Source organism: Enhydrobacter aerosaccus (assembly GCF_900167455.1).
Lineage (GTDB): Bacteria > Pseudomonadota > Alphaproteobacteria > Reyranellales > Reyranellaceae > Reyranella > Reyranella aerosaccus.
Window position 1 is genome coordinate 51,584 of the sequence record NZ_FUWJ01000002.1, and the last position, 18,925, is coordinate 70,508.

The window sequence follows — 18,925 nt, forward strand, 5'->3', positions numbered from 1 at the left end:
GTGACGCTGATCAGATCGCTCTGGCCCGCGCCATTCGTCTGCACCTGGTAGCTGCCCGTCGGGTTCTGCACGAAGCTCCCGTTCACGTTCAGCGTCCCGATCGAGTTGCCCGGCGCAACCACGGCATTGTTCACGAAGGCGCCGGTCAGCGTACCCGAGCCGGACAGCTGGCCGTTGTTGGTCACGGCGCCGACCACCGCGCCGTTGTTGACGAAGGTCCCGCCGTTGGTGACGGTGCCGGTGATCGTCCCGGTGTTGATGGCCGTTCCGACATTGGTCAATGCGCTGGTCAGCGTGCCGCTGTTGAACAGCATTCCCTGATTGAACAACGCCGGGCCAAACGACTGGAACGTGCCGGCATTGATCAGCGTCGCTCCGGGAGCAACCGAATAGCCGCCAGTCGTCAGGAACGTGCCGCCTGACTGAACGGTAAGATTGCCGATCAGCGTACCGCCCAGCCCCAGCGTGGCACCGGAGCCCACGATCGTGCCGCCGGTATAGGTGTTCATCCCCAGCAGGTTCACGATGCCGCTGGCGATCGTGAGCCCGCCCGGACCGCTGATATCGCTGTTGATCGTCCCTGTGCCCGCCTCCTGCAAGGTCGTGTTGCCCATCAGGTACATCGGCAGCGTGGAACTGAAGTTATTCGACAGCGACAACGTGCCGGTCAGGGCCACGCTCGGCGTCACCTGGCCGTACTGGCTGCTGACGTTTCCGTTCCAGCGGTAGCCTACGAAGCCATCGACCGGATCGTAAAGGTAATCGAAGCCGGCATAGAACTCGCGACCCGTGTTGATGAAAATCGACGGGCCGTCGACGACCTGGACGAGCTGCGGATTGAGCGCACTGTCGACCGGGTTGTTGAGGGTGAAGCTGTAGGAGGCCGGCAGCGGCGTGATCTGGCCCGGCAGGAAGATCTGGATCTTGGCGTTCGTATTGCTGACGATGCAGCCCGTACCGCCGATCGAGCAGACGCCGGTGGTCAGGGAAGCGCCCGGCGGTGGTGTCAGGAACGAATAGCCGATTCCCGCGTCCGGCAGGATCTGGCCGCTGCCGCTGACGCCGCCCACCGAAATCGTCACCGGAGCCTGCTGCCAGGCGGACGACGGATTGTTCGAGTTCGCATTCGGCGTCAGCTTCACGAACGAGAAGTTGCTCGTCGTTGTCGGGTCGAGCCCCAGGATGACGCCTGCGTTTGTGACCCGATAGCCTTGCCAAAGCGTGCTGATCTGCTGTCCGGAAGCGATCGAGACGATATTGGTGAAGGGATTGATGTTGTTGTAGGGCGCCGGCGGCGCGATCGCGCTGTCACCTCGGTTGAAGCCCACCCCCATATAGGCGACATTGGTCGGATTCGGATTGGGCTGGCACCCCTTGTTGGTGAAGACGCACGTCTGATTGGTCACCAGCAAGACCGTGACGCGCGCGGTCGCGACGGGATTGCCGTTCTTGTCGTCGATCACGGCATTCGTCAGATAGTAGCTGCCTTGGGAGAGCAATCCGCTGCTGCTGTAGAATTGCTGTCCAGGCCCGACATATACATCGCCCGGTCCAGGCTTGAAGTTATCGCCGGAAACGATGATGCCAGTCGAACCGGTATCCATGACGAACTGATGGGTAAGAAGGCTTGGTGAACCCGCATTGCTCATCGATACGTTGAGCAGCGCCGCCTGGTTCATGTATTGGCCCGTAACGCCATCGACATAATTCATGGCGCCGTTGGCGGCGGGACCGGCATACTGAATGAACGGCAGGCTGGTATAGCCCTGATACAGGCTCCAGCTCTGGGCCCAGGCGCCCCCGCCACAGGCGACCCCAAGAGCGATCGAGATGCCGGCCGCCGCAATCTTCTTGAACACGTGATATCTCCACCCGAGTTGCGCCTGTTTAGGCGCGCTCCCCGATCCCGGGCTTCCCGATGCGATTGCAACGCGATTTATGGTGCTCGGGGAAGGCGAAAAGTACCCAATTTGGGCCAACCCAAGGCGAGGGCTGCGCTTATCGGATGACGGTCCAATGACGGTCCGGACGCTTGAGGAGATCGTATCGCTTCCTGCGCCGCCAGCTTCACAGGTCGACGACGAGTTCCATCCGGATCGCGGACACGTGGCTGGTGGTGTAGAGGACGGCTTCGCCGTCCATGTCACGGCTGACGCTGGAGATGACGAGAACGGGTTGGCCGATCTGCTGCTTCAACGCCTGCGCCTCCTGTTCCGTCGGCAATCGGGAGGCGACGCGTATCTGGCTGCGACGATAATCCGTGACGCCGCCGGCCAGCAGGACGGCACTCATCGACCGCGTCCGTTCGAATATCGCGGCGGCATCCTCGAAGCGACTGGCGGGCAGAAAGTGGATGGCATAGGTCAGCGGCAGCCGCTTCGCGCCGCGCAGGGTAACGAGCCGGACCACGTCCGAGTCGCGTCTCAGCCCCAATGCCGCCGCGACCGAAGCATCGGCCGGCCCGAGATCATGATGAAGCAGCTCGGATTGCGGTTCGAGGCCGATGCCGGCCAGATTCTCGGTGAAGCGTGTCCGGCGGCCGAGCCGATAGCGAACCATCTCGCTCTGGATGAAGGTGCCGCGGCCATGCTCGACGCAGACCAGCCCTTCGCTCTCCAGTTCGGCCATGGCACGGCGCACGGTGTGGCGATGAACGCCGAGCTGCTCGGCCAGGGTCCGCTCGTTGGGGAGTCGATCGACCTTCTTGCGCAAGGCGGTGGCGATCATCGCCTCGATCGACTGCTTCACGTCCCGCCAAAGCCGGGGAGCGGGAGGTCTGTGAGATGCCGATGGGGCCACTAATTCAGCCTGCTTTCTCGTTCAGCGGTCGCTGAACGAGATTTATCATCATCTGAAGCCGCTTCTCAATCGACGGCCCGTCCAGCCTGGCTCAGCCGCGCGGAACGAAATTCGTTGCGTCCGCGACCGCCGGAATGCCAAGGCGCGCGGATCCCGGCCCGAAGCGGTCGGCAAAGTCCGGCGCCAGCGGCCGGCCATTCGGCAGATTGAACCACAAGCGCAGGAGCAGGCGCTTGCGGGAGACCTCTTCGAAATCCTCGAAGGCAGTGCGCGCATGAAGGATCGAATGATTGCTGACGATCTGGACGTCGCCACTCTCGAAATCCTCCTGCAGGCACAGATCTTCGCGGCTCGCCAGTTCGTCGATCAGATCCAGCAGCGCAACGTCCTCGGCCGTCAATGGCTGCCCGGAAAGCTCTGCGCCAAGTTCGATCGACGCCCGGACATAGCGGCAGCTCAGCCTGCCGGCGTAGTAGCTGAAGATTGGAATCGGCTGATGCGAAAGGTTGTTCAACGCCGCCGGTCCCTCGCCGCGCAGATGGTAGACGTAGCCTCGATGCAGGCGGTCGAGATGCTCGGGATGATGCGTGAGTATCTCGTTGTAGATCGCGGTGGCACTCGAGAGAAGGCTGGTGCCGCCCTCCTTCGCCCGCCGCACGACGAGCAGTGCGACCGCGTCCGCGTTGTCGGTGTGGAAGCCCAGTCCGGTGCGGGTCTGGTAGCCGCGGACCGTCGGTTCACCCCAACTGCCCACCTTGCGGTCCGTCACCTTCGTCAGCAGGTCGCCATGCGCGTTCTGCGAGATCGCCGGGCCGATATGCGTTCCCAATCCGTAAAACAGCCGGCTGGCGTCTTCGTCGCTGTAGCGCTCGACCGGGATACCGCGAAGGACCACAAAACCCCGACCATTCTCGACCGCCTCGGGCACCGTCGCCAGGAACTGGCCGAGACGTGGCAACACGAAATCCTCGCGCGCGATGTCGGTCATGCCCAGGCCCGCTTCGTTTACGTGGCGGAGCGCCTGATCGAGTTCCTCGATCTCCGCAGCCGTCAGGTTATGGATCCAACTCGGATCATGTCGCAGTTCCTGCACCGTCCAGGCGCTTCCATCGCGCACGGGTTCCGCAAGCCTTGTCATCTTCTGCCTCACTTGTCGTCGGTAAAGGTTCAACCCAAAGATCGCGGCCCGAACTCCATCAGCAGCGTGCTGGCCGGCGTCCAGGCGACACCGCGCCGACGTCCGAAGAAGGCGCCATTGTTGTGGAGGATGAGAAAAGGTGGATCGTCGCGCATGACGATCTCCAGGATGCGGCGGTGCAACTGCCGTCGCTCCGCCACATCGAAGCTGCGCTCCATCTGGTCGCCGAGCCGGTTGAATTCCGGGTTCGACCAGACCTTGAAGTTGCTCTGGAAGATGCCGCGCTCGCCGTACAGCCGCCACAGCATGCCCGTCATGTCGGGCCAGGCCATCGATATGGAGTAGTCGAAGATCGCCTGGATGGGACGGGCAAAGACCTGGGAGAAATTCTCGAGCACGACCAGTTCGACCCGGATGCCGGCGGCACGCCATTGCTCCACCAGAACCTGCGCGGTGGCCATCTGGTTCGGGTAGTAGGCCGACTGGACTCGATAGGGGATGACTTCGCCGGCATAGCCGCTCTCGCGTACGAGGCGGCGCGCCTCGGCGAGGTCGAAACCCGGCGCGGGGACGTCCGCGAGATAGGTATCGCCATAGGCCGGGACCTGCGCCCCGCGCGGAACGCCCACGCGTCCGTCCCACAGGCCTGTCGTGATGGCGTCGCGGTCGATCGCAAGCGACAGCGCACGGCGGAAGCGAACGTCGCGCAACGGTCCCCAACTGCAATCGAAGCCGACGATGCGGTATTGCGGCAGTTCACCTCCGACGATCTCCAGCGCGTCGGTCTGGAGCGACCGGAACTGGTCCGGAGTCACGTCGGTGATCAGGTCGAGATCGCCGGCCTGCAAGGCGGCAATGCGCGAGGAGAGTTCATTGATCGATCGGAACTCGAGCTCGGACCACACGGGGGAGCCGCCCCAATAGCCCTTGTGGGCGGCCAGGAGCAGGCGCGTATCGGCCTGTGACTCGACGATCCGATAGGGACCGGTGCCGATCGGCCTCCGCAGCCATTCCGTCCAACCGCCCGCCGCTTCGAAGGCCGATCGGGAAATGATCTGGCACGACCAGGCCGCCAGCTTCTGCTCGATGACCGGATCGGGATAGGCCGTCACCACGTCGATATCGCGGTCGCCAACCGCAATCACCTCGGCAATGGACCCCTGGAACGGCCCGGCGATGGAGCCGATGGCGCCCGTCGCTCCCTGGCGACGCTGGGCGCTCAGGCTGAAGACCACGTCAGCCGCCGTCATCAGGCTGCCGTCGTGGAACCGCACATCGGGGCGAAGACGGAACCGCACACGCTGCGGATCCAGGCGCTGCCAGCTTTCGGCGAGCGCGGGCCGCAGCGCATAATTCCGCCGGATGTCGAAATCGATCAGAGGCTCGAAGACATTCGCGAGCGTGCGCAGGCCGGGAGTGAGATAGATGGTGACGGGATCGAGCGTCGAGGGATAGCTCGGCATGCCGATGCGCAACCGGCCGGCCTTGGCGGTCTGCGCCGCGGCAGGCATGGCGAACAGGGCGGCAAGGCCCATCGATACAGTTCGGCGACCAAGCAAGGCAGACACCAAAGACTCTCCATCGTCGGCGCGGCACGAGCCTGCAGCGATCGGTCACCGATCCCACGCCGCGTTCAAGTGGTACGTACCACTGGCGGATGAAGGCAATGTGACGGCCGGCGCACGGGTGGAGTCGCGCCGACGGACTGGAGATCCGGCACCGTTACTGGCGATAAGTCGTGGATGGTGTCGGGTCGCGCCCCGGGACAGAGACTGCGGGGCGATCGCGGTCGCTAATCGGGACTCGTGCCTGCCTGCAGCGAAGCAAGAACGACCTCGATCACTTCCTCGCTCTTGTAGGGCTTGTTGAGGAAAGCGCGATCGCGGTAGCGCGGCGGCATCAGCGCGCTCGATTGACCGGAAATGAAGACAAAGGGAATGCGCTGGGCCGCCAGTGCGTCGGCCAGCGGAAAGGCGGTCTCGTTGTTGCGCAGGGTGACGTCGAGAAGCGCGGTCTCGATGGCGCGATCACCCATCTGGTCATACGCGCTCTGCACTGATGCCACCGGCCCGACGACGGCTGCGCCTGCCTCTTCGAGGATCGAGGCGAGTTCGAAGGCGATCTCGGCATTGTCCTCGACCACGAGAACCGTCCGTCCTTCGAGCCGCTTCGGCGCTGCCGTCATCGTTGCCTCTGGCATCGTTCAAGCCCCTTTCGAAATGGTCACCTTCCTCAGGCGCGCTTCTTTCCGGCGCGCTCGATGGCGGCCTTGATGAGGGCGCGGGCCTCGTCGACATCGCCCCAGCCCATCAGCTTGACCCACTTGCCGGGCTCGAGGTCCTTGTAGTGGATGAAGAAGTGCTCGATCTGCTGGCGCGTGATCTCCGGCATGTCGGTGTAGTTCTTCACATTGACGTAGCGCTGCGTGATCTTGGGTGTCGGCACGGCGATGATCTTCTCGTCGCCGCCGCCATCGTCTTCCATCCGCAGCACGCCGATCGGCCGCACGTTCATCACCGCGCCCGGAATGATCGGCCGCGTGTTGGCGATCAGCACGTCGATCGGATCGCCATCCTCGGAGAGCGTATGGGGCACGAAGCCGTAATTTCCGGGATAACGCATGGGCGTGTAGAGAAAGCGGTCGACGATCAGCGTACCGGCCTCCTTGTCCATCTCGTACTTGATCGGCTCGCCGCCAATCGGCACCTCGATGATGGCATTAACGTCTTCGGGAGGATTACGGCCAATAGCAATGGCATCGAGGTTCATGCAGTTACCCTGATAGTACAGAAACGTACGTCAACATGCCTGCTGCAGCGCAAAAAGAAAACCGTCTTCGATCCCTCGGTCGGGCTTCTACGAGCCCGAATACATATTCGTCACAGGGGCCCGGGAAAGGGCACGGGAACGCGACGCATCATTGCCTTCACGACCAATGGATGGATGCGACCTACAGGCAGCATGTAAATATGTCCCAGGCAGTTCTTGACATGCACGACTGTCGAGATGACGACGTAGCTGTCCCTTCCGTCCCTGCACTCCTTCAGGATCGAGACGCGGACATCGAGGTGGCGGTCGTCGATGCCCAGCACGACCTCCTGCTCGGTACGACCGAAGACGCTGAAGATGCCCAGCCTGTCACCGACGCGATAGGAGTCGGCTGGCCGATCGACATCGTCCTGCATGCGTCCGACATCCTTGAGCCCGACCAGCGATACCAGTCGATTTCGCAACGACATCAGCCGCGTCACCCATTGCGGCGTATGGCGCGAGGCATGCAGGAAGACCTCCATCGGCGACAGGCTGTCGTCCGGGAGGGGAGCGACGTAGGCATCGAAGAAGTCCGCGTCGGCAAGCGTGCCATGCAGTACGCTCGAGGTGGGAACGGCGGTTTCCTTGACGATCGTCACCGGACGCTCCTGTCGGTCGAGGAAGTGGAACGCTCCGCAGCATGCCTGTCCGTTGCCCAAAAGAAAACCGGCGGCCTCGCGGCCGCCGGTTGCATCGGGAAGGTCAAGCCGTCTCAGTCGTGGTGGTAGATGTCGCGGTCCTTGGTCTCCGGCATGAACAGCAGGCCGATGACGAAGGTCATGCCGGCGATCACGATCGGATACCACAGACCCGAGTAGATGTTACCGGTGGCCGCCACGATGGCGAAGATGGTGGGCGGCAGGAAGCCGCCGAACCAACCGTTGCCGATATGGTACGGCAGCGACATGCCGGAGTAGCGGATGCGGGTCGGAAACAGCTCGACCAGCAGGGCAGCAATCGGCCCGTACACCATCGTCACGTAGATGACGAGGATGGTGAGGATCAGCACCACCATCGGCGTGTTCACCTTGGCCGGATCGGCCGCAGCCGGATAACCCGCGGCCCGGATGGCGCTCGTCGCCTCGTCGGTGAAGGCCTTGGTCTTGGCAGCGGCGTCCTTGCCGGCCTTGACCTTGTCGAACGAAGCGATCGTCTTGTCGCCGATCTTGATCTGCGCGACCGTTCCCGCTGGCGCGGCCTGGTTCGAGTAGTTCACCGAGTTGGTGGCCAGGAACGACTTGGCGACGTCGCACGAGGTCGTGAAGCTCGCCGTGCCGGTCGGATTGAACTGGAACGAGCACTCGGCGGGATCGGCGATGACGGTCACCGGCGATTTCTCCAGCGCCTGCTCCAGCACAGGGTTCACCGCGTTGGTCAACGCGCCGAACAGCGGGAAGTAGGTGACCACTGCCAGCAGGCAGCCGGTCAGGATGATCGGCTTGCGGCCGATCTTGTCGCTCAGCCAGCCGAAGAAGATGAAGAATGGCGTGCCGATGGCGAGCGCCACCGCGATGACGATATTCGCCGTCGTGGGATTGAGCTTGAGCGTCTGGGTCAGGAAGAAGAGTGCGTAGAACTGGCCGGTGTACCAGACCACCGCCTGACCGGCCGTGCCGCCCAGCAGCGCCACGAGGGCGACCTTGGCGTTCTCCCAGCGACCGAAGGCTTCGCGCAGCGGGGTCTTGGAATGACGGCCCTCTTCCTTGATGCGCTTGAAGGCGGGCGACTCCTCCAACTGCAGTCGGATCCAGATCGACACACCGAGCAGCAGGATCGAGACCAGGAACGGCACGCGCCAGCCCCAGTCGGCGAACTGCGCCGGCGAGAGGTTGATGCGCAGCACCAGGATCACGAGCAGCGACAGGAACAGACCGGCCGTCGCCGTGGTCTGGATCCAGGACGTGTAGTAGCCGCGGCGGCCGTGCGGCGCATGCTCCGCGACGTAGGTGGCGGCACCGCCATACTCGCCGCCGAGCGCCAGGCCCTGGACGAGGCGGCAGGCGATGAACAGCACCGGCGCAGCGAAGCCGATGGTGCCATAGCCCGGTAACAGGCCGACCACGAAGGTCGACAGGCCCATCAGGGTCATGGTGGCCAGGAAGGTGTACTTGCGGCCGATCACATCGCCCAGGCTGCCGAACACCAGTGCCCCGAAGGGCCGGACCGCGAAGCCCGCCGCGAAGCCCAGCAGGGTGAAGATGAAGCCTGCCGTCGGGTTGACGCCCGAGAAGAAGGTGGCGCTGATATTCGCGGCGAGGGAGCCGGCGAGATAGAAGTCATACCATTCGAAAATGGCGCCGACGGACGAGGCGAGAATGACCTTGCGCTCGCCGCGCGTCATCGGACGTGAAGCATCGGCAGTGGCTGCCATTGCCATCTTGGTTCTCCTGTACGTTTCCTCGAAGGCGGAGCCGTTACCGGCTCTCGGCTTATTCTTGCCGTATTTCACTACACGAGGGGTGCAGGGCAAACAATGCGCACGCCCTCATACTTTAGTCGAAGGCGCCGGTTGACTGGCGGGTCGTCTCCCACAACTGTAGCGATCGGGAGAAAACCAAGACGATGTCCGAAACGACGCCGGAGCCGCGCTCGTTCCTGATTGCCGACGACCATCCGATGGTGCGCGACGCCCTGCGGGCCGCCCTGAGCCAGGCCTTTCCCGGCGCCGCCATCTGCGCCGCCGCCAGCCTGGGCGAGGCGCAGGCCGGCCTCGAGGGCCAACCCGAGACAGATGCCCTGCTGCTCGACCTCGACATGCCGGGCATGGAGGGTCTGACGGGCCTGGCGCTGCTGCGCTCCGACTGGCCGACCGTGCCCATCATCGTGGTCTCGGCGGCGCGCGATGCCCGCATGGCACGGCGGACCTACGATCTCGGCGCCTCGGCCTATGTCGACAAGTCGGCCTCGCTGGAGGAGATCGCGGCGACGGTGCGCGCCGTGCTGGACGGAGAGGTCATCGCGCCGCCCGCCGTGGAAGATGGCGACACCTTCGCCCAGCGCGCCACCCAGCTCACGCCGCAGCAATGGCGGGTGCTCGCCCTGATGGTGCAGGGCGACCAGAACAAGCAGATCGCCTACAAGCTCGGCGTCGGCGAGGCGACGGTGAAGGCGCATGTCACGGTGATCCTGCGCAAGCTGGGCGTGCGCTCGCGGACCCAGGCGGTGATCGAGGCGCGCAGCCTGTCGCTGCCGACGGTGTGACGCCCGGCGACCTCAGACGCCCAGCGCCGGCCGCTCTCGCATTCGCAGCAAGGCCCGCAGCGCCGCGGGCTTGACCGGCTTGTGCAGCAGCTCGACCCGCTGCGCCCGCGCCCGCAGCCTGAGGGTGGGATCGCGGTCGGCGGTCACCAGCGCCGCCGGAACGGCCCGTTGCCAGCTCTGGCGCAAGGCGGCGATGACCGTGAGGCCATCCGCTTCGCTGCCTTCGCCGTCGAGATGAAGGTCGGCCAGCAGCAGGTTCGGCAGCCGGCCCACCGCGTGGACGCGGTCCAGCGCCTCGGCCAGCGAGGCCGCGGTGGCGACCTTGCATCCCCAGCCGGCCAGCAGCGTCGTCATCGCCTCCCGCACCTGGGCCTCGTTGTCGATGCACAGCACGAAGCTCTCGGCCTCGAGCGCCGGGACCGACGGCGACGCCGGTGCCGCGACCGGGCCAGCGACGACGGCCGCCGCCTGCGGCACCACCACCGAGAAGGTCGATCCCTGCCCCGGCGCGGATGACAGCCGCAACGGCAGGTCGAGCATGCGGGCAATGCGCTCGACGATGGCGAGCCCCAGGCCGAGGCCGCGCTCCTCCCCCGGCCGATCGTGCTCGGGTTGCAGGCGCACGAACTCCTCGAAGATCACGGCCTGCTTGTCGACCGCGATGCCGGGTCCGTTGTCGCGCACCTCGATCCGCAGCTCGTCTCCTTCGCGTCGGCAGCCGAGCAGGACGCGCTGCGGCCGGCCCTCGGCCTGCCCGTAGCGCAGCGCGTTGGACAGCAGGTTCTGCAGGATACGGCGCAGGAAGGCGGCATCGGTCGTCACGAAGGCGCGCGTCGGCACCACCGCCAGCTCGACGCCGCGCCGCGCCGCGACCGGCGCGAAGGCGGTCGCAAGCGACTCGAACAGCGGCTGCAGGGCGAACGGCCGCTTCTCCGGCTTGAAGGCGCCGGCATCGAGCTTGGAGATGTCGAGCAAGGCATCGAGCAGCGACTCGACGGCGCCCAGGCTGGCATCGATCTTGGCGCCGAGATCGTTGCCGGGCTCGCGATCCATCAGGGCCGCCGTGAAGAGACGCGCGGCATGCAGCGGCTGCAGCAGGTCGTGGCTGGCCGCGGCGATGAAGCGGGTCTTGCCGAGATTGGCCGCTTCCGCCTCGGCGCGGCTCGCCTCGAGCTGCGCCGTGCGCTCGACCACACGCTGTTCCAGCGTCTCCGCCGCGCGGCGAAGCTGACGATCGCTGTCGCGCAGGGCCTCGGCCGTGCGCACGCGCGTCGTTACATCGTTGCAGGTGGCGACGAAGCCGCCGCCCGGCAGCGGGTCGAGCCGCAGCTCGACGACGCGGCCGTCGGGCGTGGCCACTTCGTGCGTCTGCGGCGCCTCCGGCCGTTGCAGCAGCGGATGATCGAGCGCCAGCAAGGTGCCGAAGCGGTCGTTCGAGATTTCGAGACGGCCGTCCTTGTCGAAGGCAGCGATGCCCATGCCGACATGGTCGAGGGTGTTGCGCAGGATCTCGTAATTGTAGCGGATGGCCTCGGAGGCTTCGTCGATCAGCGCCCGGGCGCTGCGCGGCAGCAGCCGGCCGCGACGGCCGAACGCGGCGACGATCACCCGCGCCGAGGCTGCACCCAAAGTGCCCGACAGCACGCGCTCGGCCCGGCCCAGCGCCGCTTCGAACGATAGCGGGCCACCGCCCAGCGCCCGCTCGGCGCGCTCGACACCGACGAAGCGCGCCAGCAACTGGCGCAGCTCGTAGATGCGCGCCGCATCGCTCGGGTCCTGTTCCGCCGCCGGCTCGGGCTCGGCCCCCAGCACGAAGGCATCGGCCTGCTCGGCATCGGCGCCGGTCGCGCGCACCAGCAGCGACACGCCGACCAGCAGCAGCGTGTTGACGACGATGCCGACCACGAAGCCCTGCCCCACCGGATCGAGCTCGGCGAGCGGCGCCGGCAGCCAGCCGCTCAGCGGCGCCGTGCGATCGGGAGTCTGGCTGAGGCTCGGCAGCAGCAGGGCATAGAGCCAGATCGCGAACCCGCCCAGCAGCCCGGCCACCACGCCGTAACGATGGGCGCGCCGCCAGTAGAGGCCGAGCACGAGGCCGGGCGCGAAGTTGGCCACGGCACAGAAGCTGATCAGGCCGATCGAGGCCAGCGACAGATAGCCCGAGATCACCTGCTCGTAGGCGTAGCCCGCCATCAGGATCAGCACGACCGCCGCCCGGCGCACGAACACGACCAGCGGCCCCATCTCGCGCTGCACGCTGGCCCCGCCCTGCCGGCGCAGCAGGTACGGCATGACGAGTTCGTTGCCGATCATGCCCGACAACGCCATGCAGGCCACGATCACCATCGAGGTCGCCGCCGACAGGCCGCCGATGAAGACGAAGGCCGACATCCAGCTCTGGCCGTGGCCCAACGGCAGCTCGAGCAGGAAGAGATCCGGGTTCGCGCCCGGCCCCAGCAGCAGGAGGCCGGCAGCTGCGATCGGCAGCACGAAGAGGTTGATCAGCACGAGATAGGACGGAAACAGCCAGCGCGCCGTGCGCAGGCTGGCCGGATGGCCATGCTCGACGACGGCGACGTGGAACTGTCGCGGCAGGCACAGGAACGCCATGGCCGAGAGCAGCGAGATCACGATCCAGGTAAGCGGCGATCCTTCCTGCAGCACCTGCTCGGCGATGGCAGGCTGGGCCGCGAGCTTGGCCAGCAGATCGCCCGGACCATCGAACAGCACCAGGAGCACGAACGGTCCGACCGCCAGCAGGGCCAGCAGCTTCACCACCGATTCGAAGGCGATGGCCAGCATCATGCCGCGATGCTGCTCGGAGGCGGAGACGTGGCGGACGCCGAACAGGATGGTGAACACCGCCATCAGCGCCGCGACGATCAACGCCGTATCGGTGTGCACGTCGCCCGGCGTGTCGCCGAGTTGCAGGATCGGCCGCGCCACGGCCCGGAACGAGGACGACACGGCCTGGAGTTGCAGCGCGATATAGGGCAGCACGCCGACGGTGGCGAACAGGGTCGCGGTCACGCCGACCGTGCGGCTCTTGCCGTAGCGCGAGGCCAGGAAGTCGGCGATCGAGGTGACATTGTGCTGCTTCGCCAGCCGCACCATCTTGCGCAGCAGCGGGTAGCCCAGGGTGATCACCAGCGCCGGACCGGTATAGATGAGCAGGAAGTCGAAGCCGGCCGTCGCAGCCCGCCCCACCGCGCCGTAGAAGGTCCAGGACGTGCAGTAGATGGCGAAAGAGAGGCCATAGACCGCCGGCGCGACCGTTCCGCTCGCCGACCAGGCCCGCTGGTGCCGGTCGCCGAAATAGGCGACGGCGAACAGCAGGCCAAGATAGGCCAGCGACAGGGCGAGAACCACCGGTTCGGACAGCATCGCCCGCATTGAACCAAGCGCCCCGGGCCGCTACAAGGCTCGCCTTCCCGCGCCACCCCTGCCCGCCGCCCCGAAGGAGCCCGAAATGGCCGCTTATCAGTACATCTATGTGATGAAGGGTCTGAACAAGACCTATCCGGGCGGCAAGCAGGTGCTGAAGGACATCTGGCTGTCGTTCCTGCCGGGCGCCAAGATCGGCGTGCTGGGCCTGAACGGCGCCGGCAAGTCGACCCTGCTCAAGATCATGGCCGGCCTGGATGACAGCTATACCGGCGAGGCCTGGGCGGCCGAAGGCGTGAAGGTTGGTTTCCTGCAGCAGGAACCGCATCTCGACGAAAGCAAGGACGTGCTGGGCAACGTCATGGACGGCGCCGGCGACATGGCCCGGATGCTGGCGCGCTTCGAGGAAGTGTCCAACGCCTTCTCCGATCCCGACGCCGACATGGACAAGCTGATCGCAGAGCAGGCCGAGCTCCAGGAGAAGATCGACGCGGGCAACGGCTGGGATCTCGGCCGCACGGTCGAGATCGCGATGGACGCGCTGCGCTGCCCGCCGGCCGACGCCCGGGTCGACAAGCTGTCGGGCGGCGAGAAGCGCCGCGTGGCCCTGTGCCGCCTGCTGCTCAGCAAGCCCGACATGCTGCTGCTCGACGAGCCGACCAACCATCTCGATGCCGAGTCGGTCGCGTGGCTGGAGCGTCATCTCCATGACTTCCCGGGCACCGTCGTGGCCGTCACCCACGATCGCTACTTCCTCGACAATGTCGCCGGCTGGATCCTCGAACTCGATCGCGGCGCCGGCATCCCGTGGGAAGGCAACTACTCGTCGTGGCTGAAGCAGAAGGACAAGCGCCTCGAGCTGGAAGAGAAGACCGCCGACGCCCGCCGCCGCACCATGCAGCGCGAGCTCGAATGGATGGGCACCAGCCCGTCGGCTCGCCGGTCCAAGAGCAAGGCGCGTATCGCCGCCTACAACCAGATGGTCGAGGAGGAGCAGAAGGCGACGCTCGACACGGCGCAGATCGTCATTCCGGCCGGGCCGCGGCTGGGCGATCACGTCATCGAGGCCGACAAGATCTCCAAGGGCTTCGGCGACCGGCTGCTGATCGACAACCTCTCCTTCAAGCTGCCGCCCGGCGGCATCGTCGGCGTGATCGGCCCCAACGGCGCCGGCAAGACGACGCTGTTCAAGATGATCACCGGCCAGGACAAGCCCGACAGCGGCACCTTCTCGGTCGGCCCGACGGTGAAGCTCGGCTATGTCGACCAGAGCCGCGAGACGCTCGATCCCAACAAGACGGTGTGGGAGGAGCTGTCGGGCGGCCTCGACATCATCAAGCTCGGCAACCGCGAGGTCTCGAGCCGCGCCTATTGCGGCTCGTTCAACTTCAAGGGCGCCGACCAGCAGAAGAAGGTCGGCCAGCTCTCGGGCGGCGAACGCAACCGCGTCAACCTGGCCAAGATGCTGAAGAGCGGCGCCAACGTGCTGCTGCTCGACGAGCCCACAAACGATCTCGATGTCGACACGCTGCGCGCGCTCGAGGAGGCGCTGGTCGAGTTCGCGGGCTGCGCCGTGGTCATCAGCCACGACCGCTGGTTCCTCGATCGCATCGCCACCCACATGCTGGCCTTCGAGGGCGACAGCCACGTCGAATGGTTCGAAGGCAACTACCAGGACTACGAGGCCGACAAGCATCGCCGCCTCGGTACCGATGCCGACCAGCCGCATCGCATCAAGTACAAGCCGCTGGTGCGGCAGTAGGGCGCTTCCTGTCTTCCTCCCTCGTCGCGAGGGAGGAAGCTTCCCGCCCTTCCCATCCTCGGCCCCCGGGCCGGGAAGCCTCGAAAGCCGATGACGCAAGGCTTCCGCGCAAGTCTTCCCACAGTCCGCACCCCCTCCCCCTCGCTGTCCTCGCGCAAAAAAAGCGCTCGCGAGGAATCACCTGAAATGGCGTAGCAGCAAGCTTTCGACCGATTCCTCGCGAGGCTCGCGAGCCTCGCGAGCGGGCGCGTGCATTCCTGAAACGGCGATCCGACAACGCCACCGACCGCAGCGACGGAAAAGAGATCCGCGAGGAAAAGAAGAAGAAACACGACGCACACGCAACGGCTGGGAATTCCGCGCCGATCATAAGCGCGCCCCGTCGGCCCCCCTATTATGGTCGCCATCTCCGGAACGGGCGCTGCGCGGGAACTGGCGTCGCGCGCGGAGGCATGGAATGCTGCGCCCCGAATGAACAGACTCCCTCGCCGTCGTCCGCTGATCGCGGGTATCCTGAGCGCCGCCGTCTCGAGCCTTCCCTTCGGGGGCCGCAGCCAGTCCCGCCTTCCCGACAAGTCGCTGCGCATCCTGGTCGGCTTTGCCGCCGGCGGCGGATCGGAACTGATGGCGCGGGTCATCGCGCCGCAACTGGAGCGCCGCATCGGGCGACGGGTTTCGGTTCAAAACAAGCCCAGCGGAGCGGACATCGCAGCCGGCGATCTTTTCAAGCGTGATCTCGGGCAAGGGCTGATCGTCGCCTTCATGCCGTCGACGACGCTGCCGACGACACCGACCGGCTCTCCCTTTCCCTTCGACTCGCAAAGCAAGCTGGTGCCGTTGACGACGGCTGGTCCGTTCCAGATCGCCTTTGCCGTGGCGCCGCGGACCGGCATCAAGACCTTCGCCGATTACGTCGCCTGGGTGAAAGCGGAGCCGAAGGAGCGAGCCCGTCTGGGGACGACGGCCACGGATCTCTATCTCCAGACCTATGCGCTGATGATCGGCCGCGCGCTCGACGTCTCGTACCAGATCATTCCCCATCAAGGAGCGGCCCCGCTGGTCGAGGCCCTGGCCGAAGGCAGCGTACCGGCCGGCATCGGCAGCGTGACCACGGTGTTGGAGCACAATTTCGGTGGCGAGGTGAAGATCCTGGCCACCTCCGGCGCCAGGCGGGCCTGGGTGCTGCGCGATATCCCGACCCTCAAGGAACTGGGCTATCCCGGCCTCGAGCTGCAGGACTGGTATGGCTTCTTCGCCTCGTCGGCCTCGCCGCCTGAGATCATCGCGGAATGGAATCGCCAGCTCGAGGCCGTGCTCCTCGACAAGGAAGTCATGGCCGCGCTGGCCCAGCTTGGCTGCGACGTCGAAACCTGCACCCTGGCCGAAGCCGCAGCGCGCCTGGCGGCCAACATCGAGGCCTGGACGCAACGCATGAGGGCCGTCGGCATCAAGATGAAGAATTAAGGTGCGCACATCGCTGGCGTACCGCCATTGTCGCCGACGGCTTCTTCGAGCAGACGGCCTAGCCGTGAAGTTGCGCGTTGAGGCCGTCCCAATTTCGGGTCCGTCTGGTTGCCTCGAGAGCGCCGCTCTGGGAGTTGCGGCGGAAAAGAAGGCCCTTCTGGCCCGAGAGTTCCTTGGCTTTCAGCACGCGGCCGTCTTCCAACAGGATGCGCGCGCCCGCCGTGACGTAACAGCCCGCTTCAACGATACAATCGTCGCCCAATGAAATGCCGATGCCGGCGTTGGCTCCGATCAGGCAGCGCTCGCCAACTGTAATCCGCTCTTTGCCGCCCCCGGACAGAGTGCCCATGATCGACGCCCCGCCACCGATGTCGCTGCCGCTTCCCACAACCACACCGGCGCTTATCCGGCCTTCGACCATGCAGGGACCGATCGTCCCCGCGTTAAAATTGCAAAAGCCTTCGTGCATGACGGTTGTGCCGGGAGCCAGGTAGGCTCCGAGCCTTACGCGATCCGCATCGGCAATTCTCACGTCCGCGGGCGCCACGTAATCCGTCATGCGTGGAAACTTATCGATGCCTGTCACCTCAAATCCAAGGCCGCGCTTTCGTGCAATGAGTCGCGCTTCCGGCACACGAGAGCCTTCACAGGGACCGAGTGTCGTCCAGGCAACGTTCGGCAACAGACCGAAAATGCCCTCGAGGTTCAGGCCATTGGGCGGGACGAGGCGGTGGCTCAGGAGATGGAGCCGAAGATAGGCGTCGTGCACATCGGCCGGCGCAGAGGCAAGGGAGCCGATTTCCGTACGAATAGCAACGATGTCGACATCGCGGATATCGTCGTGCCGCGCATACCCGTCTGCCGACTCACCCAGCGATCCTTTGATCTCGTCGCCCGCCAGCCGCACCGTTATCGTCTTGCCTGCACCCGCCACCAGGCCGAGCCGAAGAAACCAGGAATCCAGCACGCGACCATCGGCGCCAATCGTCGCAAATCCCTCGCCTCTCGCGCCCTTCAGCTCCATCGCCATTTGAATTCCCCGCGCTACGATCCTGCCCGTAGGCCATACGCGAGTTCTCGTAGAGATGGCAACTTCCGGACTCTCTGTCTGGTGCGTGGTGGTTGTGCCTCCCGTCCATCATGCGGCAAGGTCGGGTTCTGTCGGCGGGCGGAGGTTGGCAATTCACATGCGCAAAACCGGCAAGACCAAAGCGCTGTACGCGGGATCGTTCGATCCCATCACGCGCGGACATCTCGACATCATCGGCAAGGCACTGATGACCTTCGATGCTGTTCACGTCGCAATCGGAACAAACGTCAAGAAGCAGCGCACCTTCAGCGTAGCGGAAGGCCAGCGGCTGATTATGCGGTCAATCGTAGAGCAGTGGCCCGAGGCACTTCCGACCAGTGACGCCATGGCCACCGGCGGATTGCTGTTCGACGGCGCCCTGGAGGTCGGTGAATTTACAAATCAGAGCCTGATAGCCTACGCCCGCAAGATCAACGCGACCCACATCGTGCGGGGACTCCGCGAGGCCAGCGATTTCAACGAGGAGTTCAATCTTCACGGCGTGGCCGAGCGTATCGATGCCTCGATCCCCATGGTCCATTTTATTTGCGCGACCCAATTCCTCCACGTCTCATCGAGCACTGCCAAGGAGCTGGACGCTATGGGCGAAAGCATTGGCTGGCTGGTCATGCCCAGCGTCGAGACGGCATTCGCCGCTCGTCGCGGATGAGCAGCCTCGACTGCGACATCAAACTCCAGTCGGATGCCATAGGATCGCGCCGGCCGTCCATTCCGTCGCCGCTTCTCGATATCGCGCGCCGCCGGGAAGATCGCGATTGGCACATCCTGCATGGCGCGGGTAAGACAGGCCTGCATCGATCTGGCCGGCGAAGGATATGCACGCCATGAAGCTACCGGACGACCTGTCCAAATGCCTCATCCTGAATACTGTCGCGGCGGCGCGGACATTGCTGCGGCGTCATGATGCCCAGCTGAAGCCGTTCGGTGTCACGGTTCAGCAGTTCGCCCTTCTCGCCGCCATTCGCTTTCATCCCGGCGAGCCGGTCGCGGCGCTGGCGCAACGGGTCCTGCTGGATCGGACGAGCCTTACCCGCAATCTCGATCTCCTCGAGCGCAAGGGTCTGGTCCGTCGCGCCTCGGGAACGGTCGGAAATGTCCGCCTGTGCGAGCTGACGGGACAAGGCGACCGGCTGCTGGATCGTCTTCTGCCGGAATGGGAGCAGGCGAACTCGGCCCTCCGCAAAGGCCTTTCCGGCAAGGACGAGGCCACTTACCTCAAGCTCGCCAAGCACTTCGCGCAGGAGTGATGAATGCGAATGACGGAGAGAGGTGATTG

General features: G+C 65.3%; 15 protein-coding genes. 5 read left to right on the forward strand and 10 right to left on the reverse strand.

Features of this window, described 5'->3' with window-relative positions:
* From B5D62_RS33315 to B5D62_RS09585, 8 genes are all read right to left on the reverse strand, one after another.
* Positions 1–1,859 (reverse strand): autotransporter outer membrane beta-barrel domain-containing protein (locus B5D62_RS33315; RefSeq protein ID WP_085933655.1); only part of this gene is annotated, 1,859 nt, incomplete at its 3' end.
* 208 nt (positions 1,860–2,067) lie between these two features.
* On the reverse strand, positions 2,068–2,799 hold the full coding sequence (gene phnF / locus B5D62_RS09555) for a phosphonate metabolism transcriptional regulator PhnF (protein ID WP_269435093.1): 732 nt from the start codon (positions 2,797–2,799) through the stop codon (positions 2,068–2,070).
* Between the two features lie 91 nt (positions 2,800–2,890).
* Entirely contained in the window at positions 2,891–3,937 is a 1,047-nt protein-coding gene (locus tag B5D62_RS09560) for a TauD/TfdA family dioxygenase (RefSeq protein ID WP_085933657.1), read from the reverse strand.
* 29 nt (positions 3,938–3,966) lie between these two features.
* A complete protein-coding gene (locus B5D62_RS09565) occupies positions 3,967–5,505 on the reverse strand; it encodes an ABC transporter substrate-binding protein (RefSeq protein WP_139373822.1) in 1,539 nt (512 codons plus the stop codon).
* A 224-nt stretch (positions 5,506–5,729) separates the two neighbouring features.
* Positions 5,730–6,122 (reverse strand): response regulator, encoded by a 393-nt coding sequence (locus tag B5D62_RS09570; protein WP_170920856.1) that lies wholly within the window; start codon positions 6,120–6,122, stop codon positions 5,730–5,732.
* Positions 6,123–6,169: 47 nt separating this feature from the next.
* Positions 6,170–6,706, reverse strand: a complete 537-nt coding sequence (gene ppa, locus B5D62_RS09575) for an inorganic diphosphatase (RefSeq protein WP_085933660.1) — start codon at positions 6,704–6,706, stop codon at positions 6,170–6,172.
* Positions 6,707–6,816: 110 nt separating this feature from the next.
* A complete protein-coding gene (locus B5D62_RS09580; protein WP_170920857.1) occupies positions 6,817–7,347 on the reverse strand; it encodes a DUF2867 domain-containing protein in 531 nt (176 codons plus the stop codon).
* A 113-nt stretch (positions 7,348–7,460) separates the two neighbouring features.
* Positions 7,461–9,125 carry an MFS transporter gene (locus B5D62_RS09585; protein WP_085933662.1) on the reverse strand — a complete coding sequence of 555 codons (1,665 nt, stop codon included), beginning with the start codon at positions 9,123–9,125 and terminating at the stop codon, positions 7,461–7,463.
* A 185-nt stretch (positions 9,126–9,310) separates the two neighbouring features.
* On the opposite strand from B5D62_RS09585, the gene B5D62_RS09590 reads away from it, so the two are divergent.
* Complete coding sequence (locus B5D62_RS09590) at positions 9,311–9,949, forward strand: response regulator (RefSeq protein WP_085933663.1); 639 nt, start codon at positions 9,311–9,313, stop codon at positions 9,947–9,949.
* A gap of 12 nt (positions 9,950–9,961) precedes the next feature.
* Here B5D62_RS09590 and B5D62_RS09595 read toward each other — a convergent pair whose 3' ends face one another.
* The gene (locus tag B5D62_RS09595; RefSeq protein ID WP_085933664.1) at positions 9,962–13,342 is read right to left on the reverse strand and encodes a hybrid sensor histidine kinase/response regulator; all 3,381 of its coding nucleotides are present in this window, start codon (positions 13,340–13,342) and stop codon (positions 9,962–9,964) included.
* 76 nt (positions 13,343–13,418) lie between these two features.
* Here B5D62_RS09595 and ettA point away from each other — a divergent pair, with 76 nt between their 5' ends.
* Together ettA and B5D62_RS09605 are read left to right on the forward strand one after the other, a co-directional pair.
* Entirely contained in the window at positions 13,419–15,095 is a 1,677-nt protein-coding gene (ettA, locus tag B5D62_RS09600) for an energy-dependent translational throttle protein EttA (protein ID WP_085933665.1), read from the forward strand.
* A 471-nt stretch (positions 15,096–15,566) separates the two neighbouring features.
* Entirely contained in the window at positions 15,567–16,559 is a 993-nt protein-coding gene (locus tag B5D62_RS09605; protein WP_170920858.1) for a tripartite tricarboxylate transporter substrate-binding protein, read from the forward strand.
* 58 nt (positions 16,560–16,617) lie between these two features.
* On the opposite strand, the gene B5D62_RS09610 is transcribed toward B5D62_RS09605, so the two are convergent.
* A complete protein-coding gene (locus tag B5D62_RS09610) occupies positions 16,618–17,589 on the reverse strand; it encodes a DapH/DapD/GlmU-related protein (protein ID WP_085933667.1) in 972 nt (323 codons plus the stop codon).
* Between the two features lie 157 nt (positions 17,590–17,746).
* Here B5D62_RS09610 and coaD point away from each other — a divergent pair, with 157 nt between their 5' ends.
* Both coaD and B5D62_RS09620 read left to right on the forward strand, forming a co-directional pair.
* Positions 17,747–18,298 (forward strand): pantetheine-phosphate adenylyltransferase, encoded by a 552-nt coding sequence (coaD, locus tag B5D62_RS09615; RefSeq protein WP_170920859.1) that lies wholly within the window; start codon positions 17,747–17,749, stop codon positions 18,296–18,298.
* 175 nt (positions 18,299–18,473) lie between these two features.
* A complete protein-coding gene (locus B5D62_RS09620) occupies positions 18,474–18,896 on the forward strand; it encodes a MarR family winged helix-turn-helix transcriptional regulator (RefSeq protein ID WP_170920861.1) in 423 nt (140 codons plus the stop codon).
* Positions 18,897–18,925 lie beyond the last annotated feature (29 nt).

What these genes read in the sequence shown, in the direction of transcription:
- B5D62_RS09595 (WP_085933664.1), bottom strand. Translation starts at nt 13,342, where the DNA reads ATGCGGGCGATGCTGTCCGAACCGGTGGTTCTCGCCCTGTCGCTGGCC.
- ettA (WP_085933665.1), top strand. Translation starts at nt 13,419, where the DNA reads ATGGCCGCTTATCAGTACATCTATGTGATGAAGGGTCTGAACAAGACC.
- B5D62_RS09560 (WP_085933657.1), bottom strand. Translation starts at nt 3,937, where the DNA reads ATGACAAGGCTTGCGGAACCCGTGCGCGATGGAAGCGCCTGGACGGTG.
- B5D62_RS09605 (WP_170920858.1), top strand. Translation starts at nt 15,567, where the DNA reads ATGAACAGACTCCCTCGCCGTCGTCCGCTGATCGCGGGTATCCTGAGC.
- B5D62_RS09610 (WP_085933667.1), bottom strand. Translation starts at nt 17,589, where the DNA reads ATGGCGATGGAGCTGAAGGGCGCGAGAGGCGAGGGATTTGCGACGATT.
- ppa (WP_085933660.1), bottom strand. Translation starts at nt 6,706, where the DNA reads ATGAACCTCGATGCCATTGCTATTGGCCGTAATCCTCCCGAAGACGTT.
- B5D62_RS09585 (WP_085933662.1), bottom strand. Translation starts at nt 9,125, where the DNA reads ATGGCAATGGCAGCCACTGCCGATGCTTCACGTCCGATGACGCGCGGC.
- B5D62_RS09570 (WP_170920856.1), bottom strand. Translation starts at nt 6,122, where the DNA reads ATGACGGCAGCGCCGAAGCGGCTCGAAGGACGGACGGTTCTCGTGGTC.
- coaD (WP_170920859.1), top strand. Translation starts at nt 17,747, where the DNA reads ATGCGCAAAACCGGCAAGACCAAAGCGCTGTACGCGGGATCGTTCGAT.
- B5D62_RS09620 (WP_170920861.1), top strand. Translation starts at nt 18,474, where the DNA reads ATGAAGCTACCGGACGACCTGTCCAAATGCCTCATCCTGAATACTGTC.
- B5D62_RS09590 (WP_085933663.1), top strand. Translation starts at nt 9,311, where the DNA reads ATGTCCGAAACGACGCCGGAGCCGCGCTCGTTCCTGATTGCCGACGAC.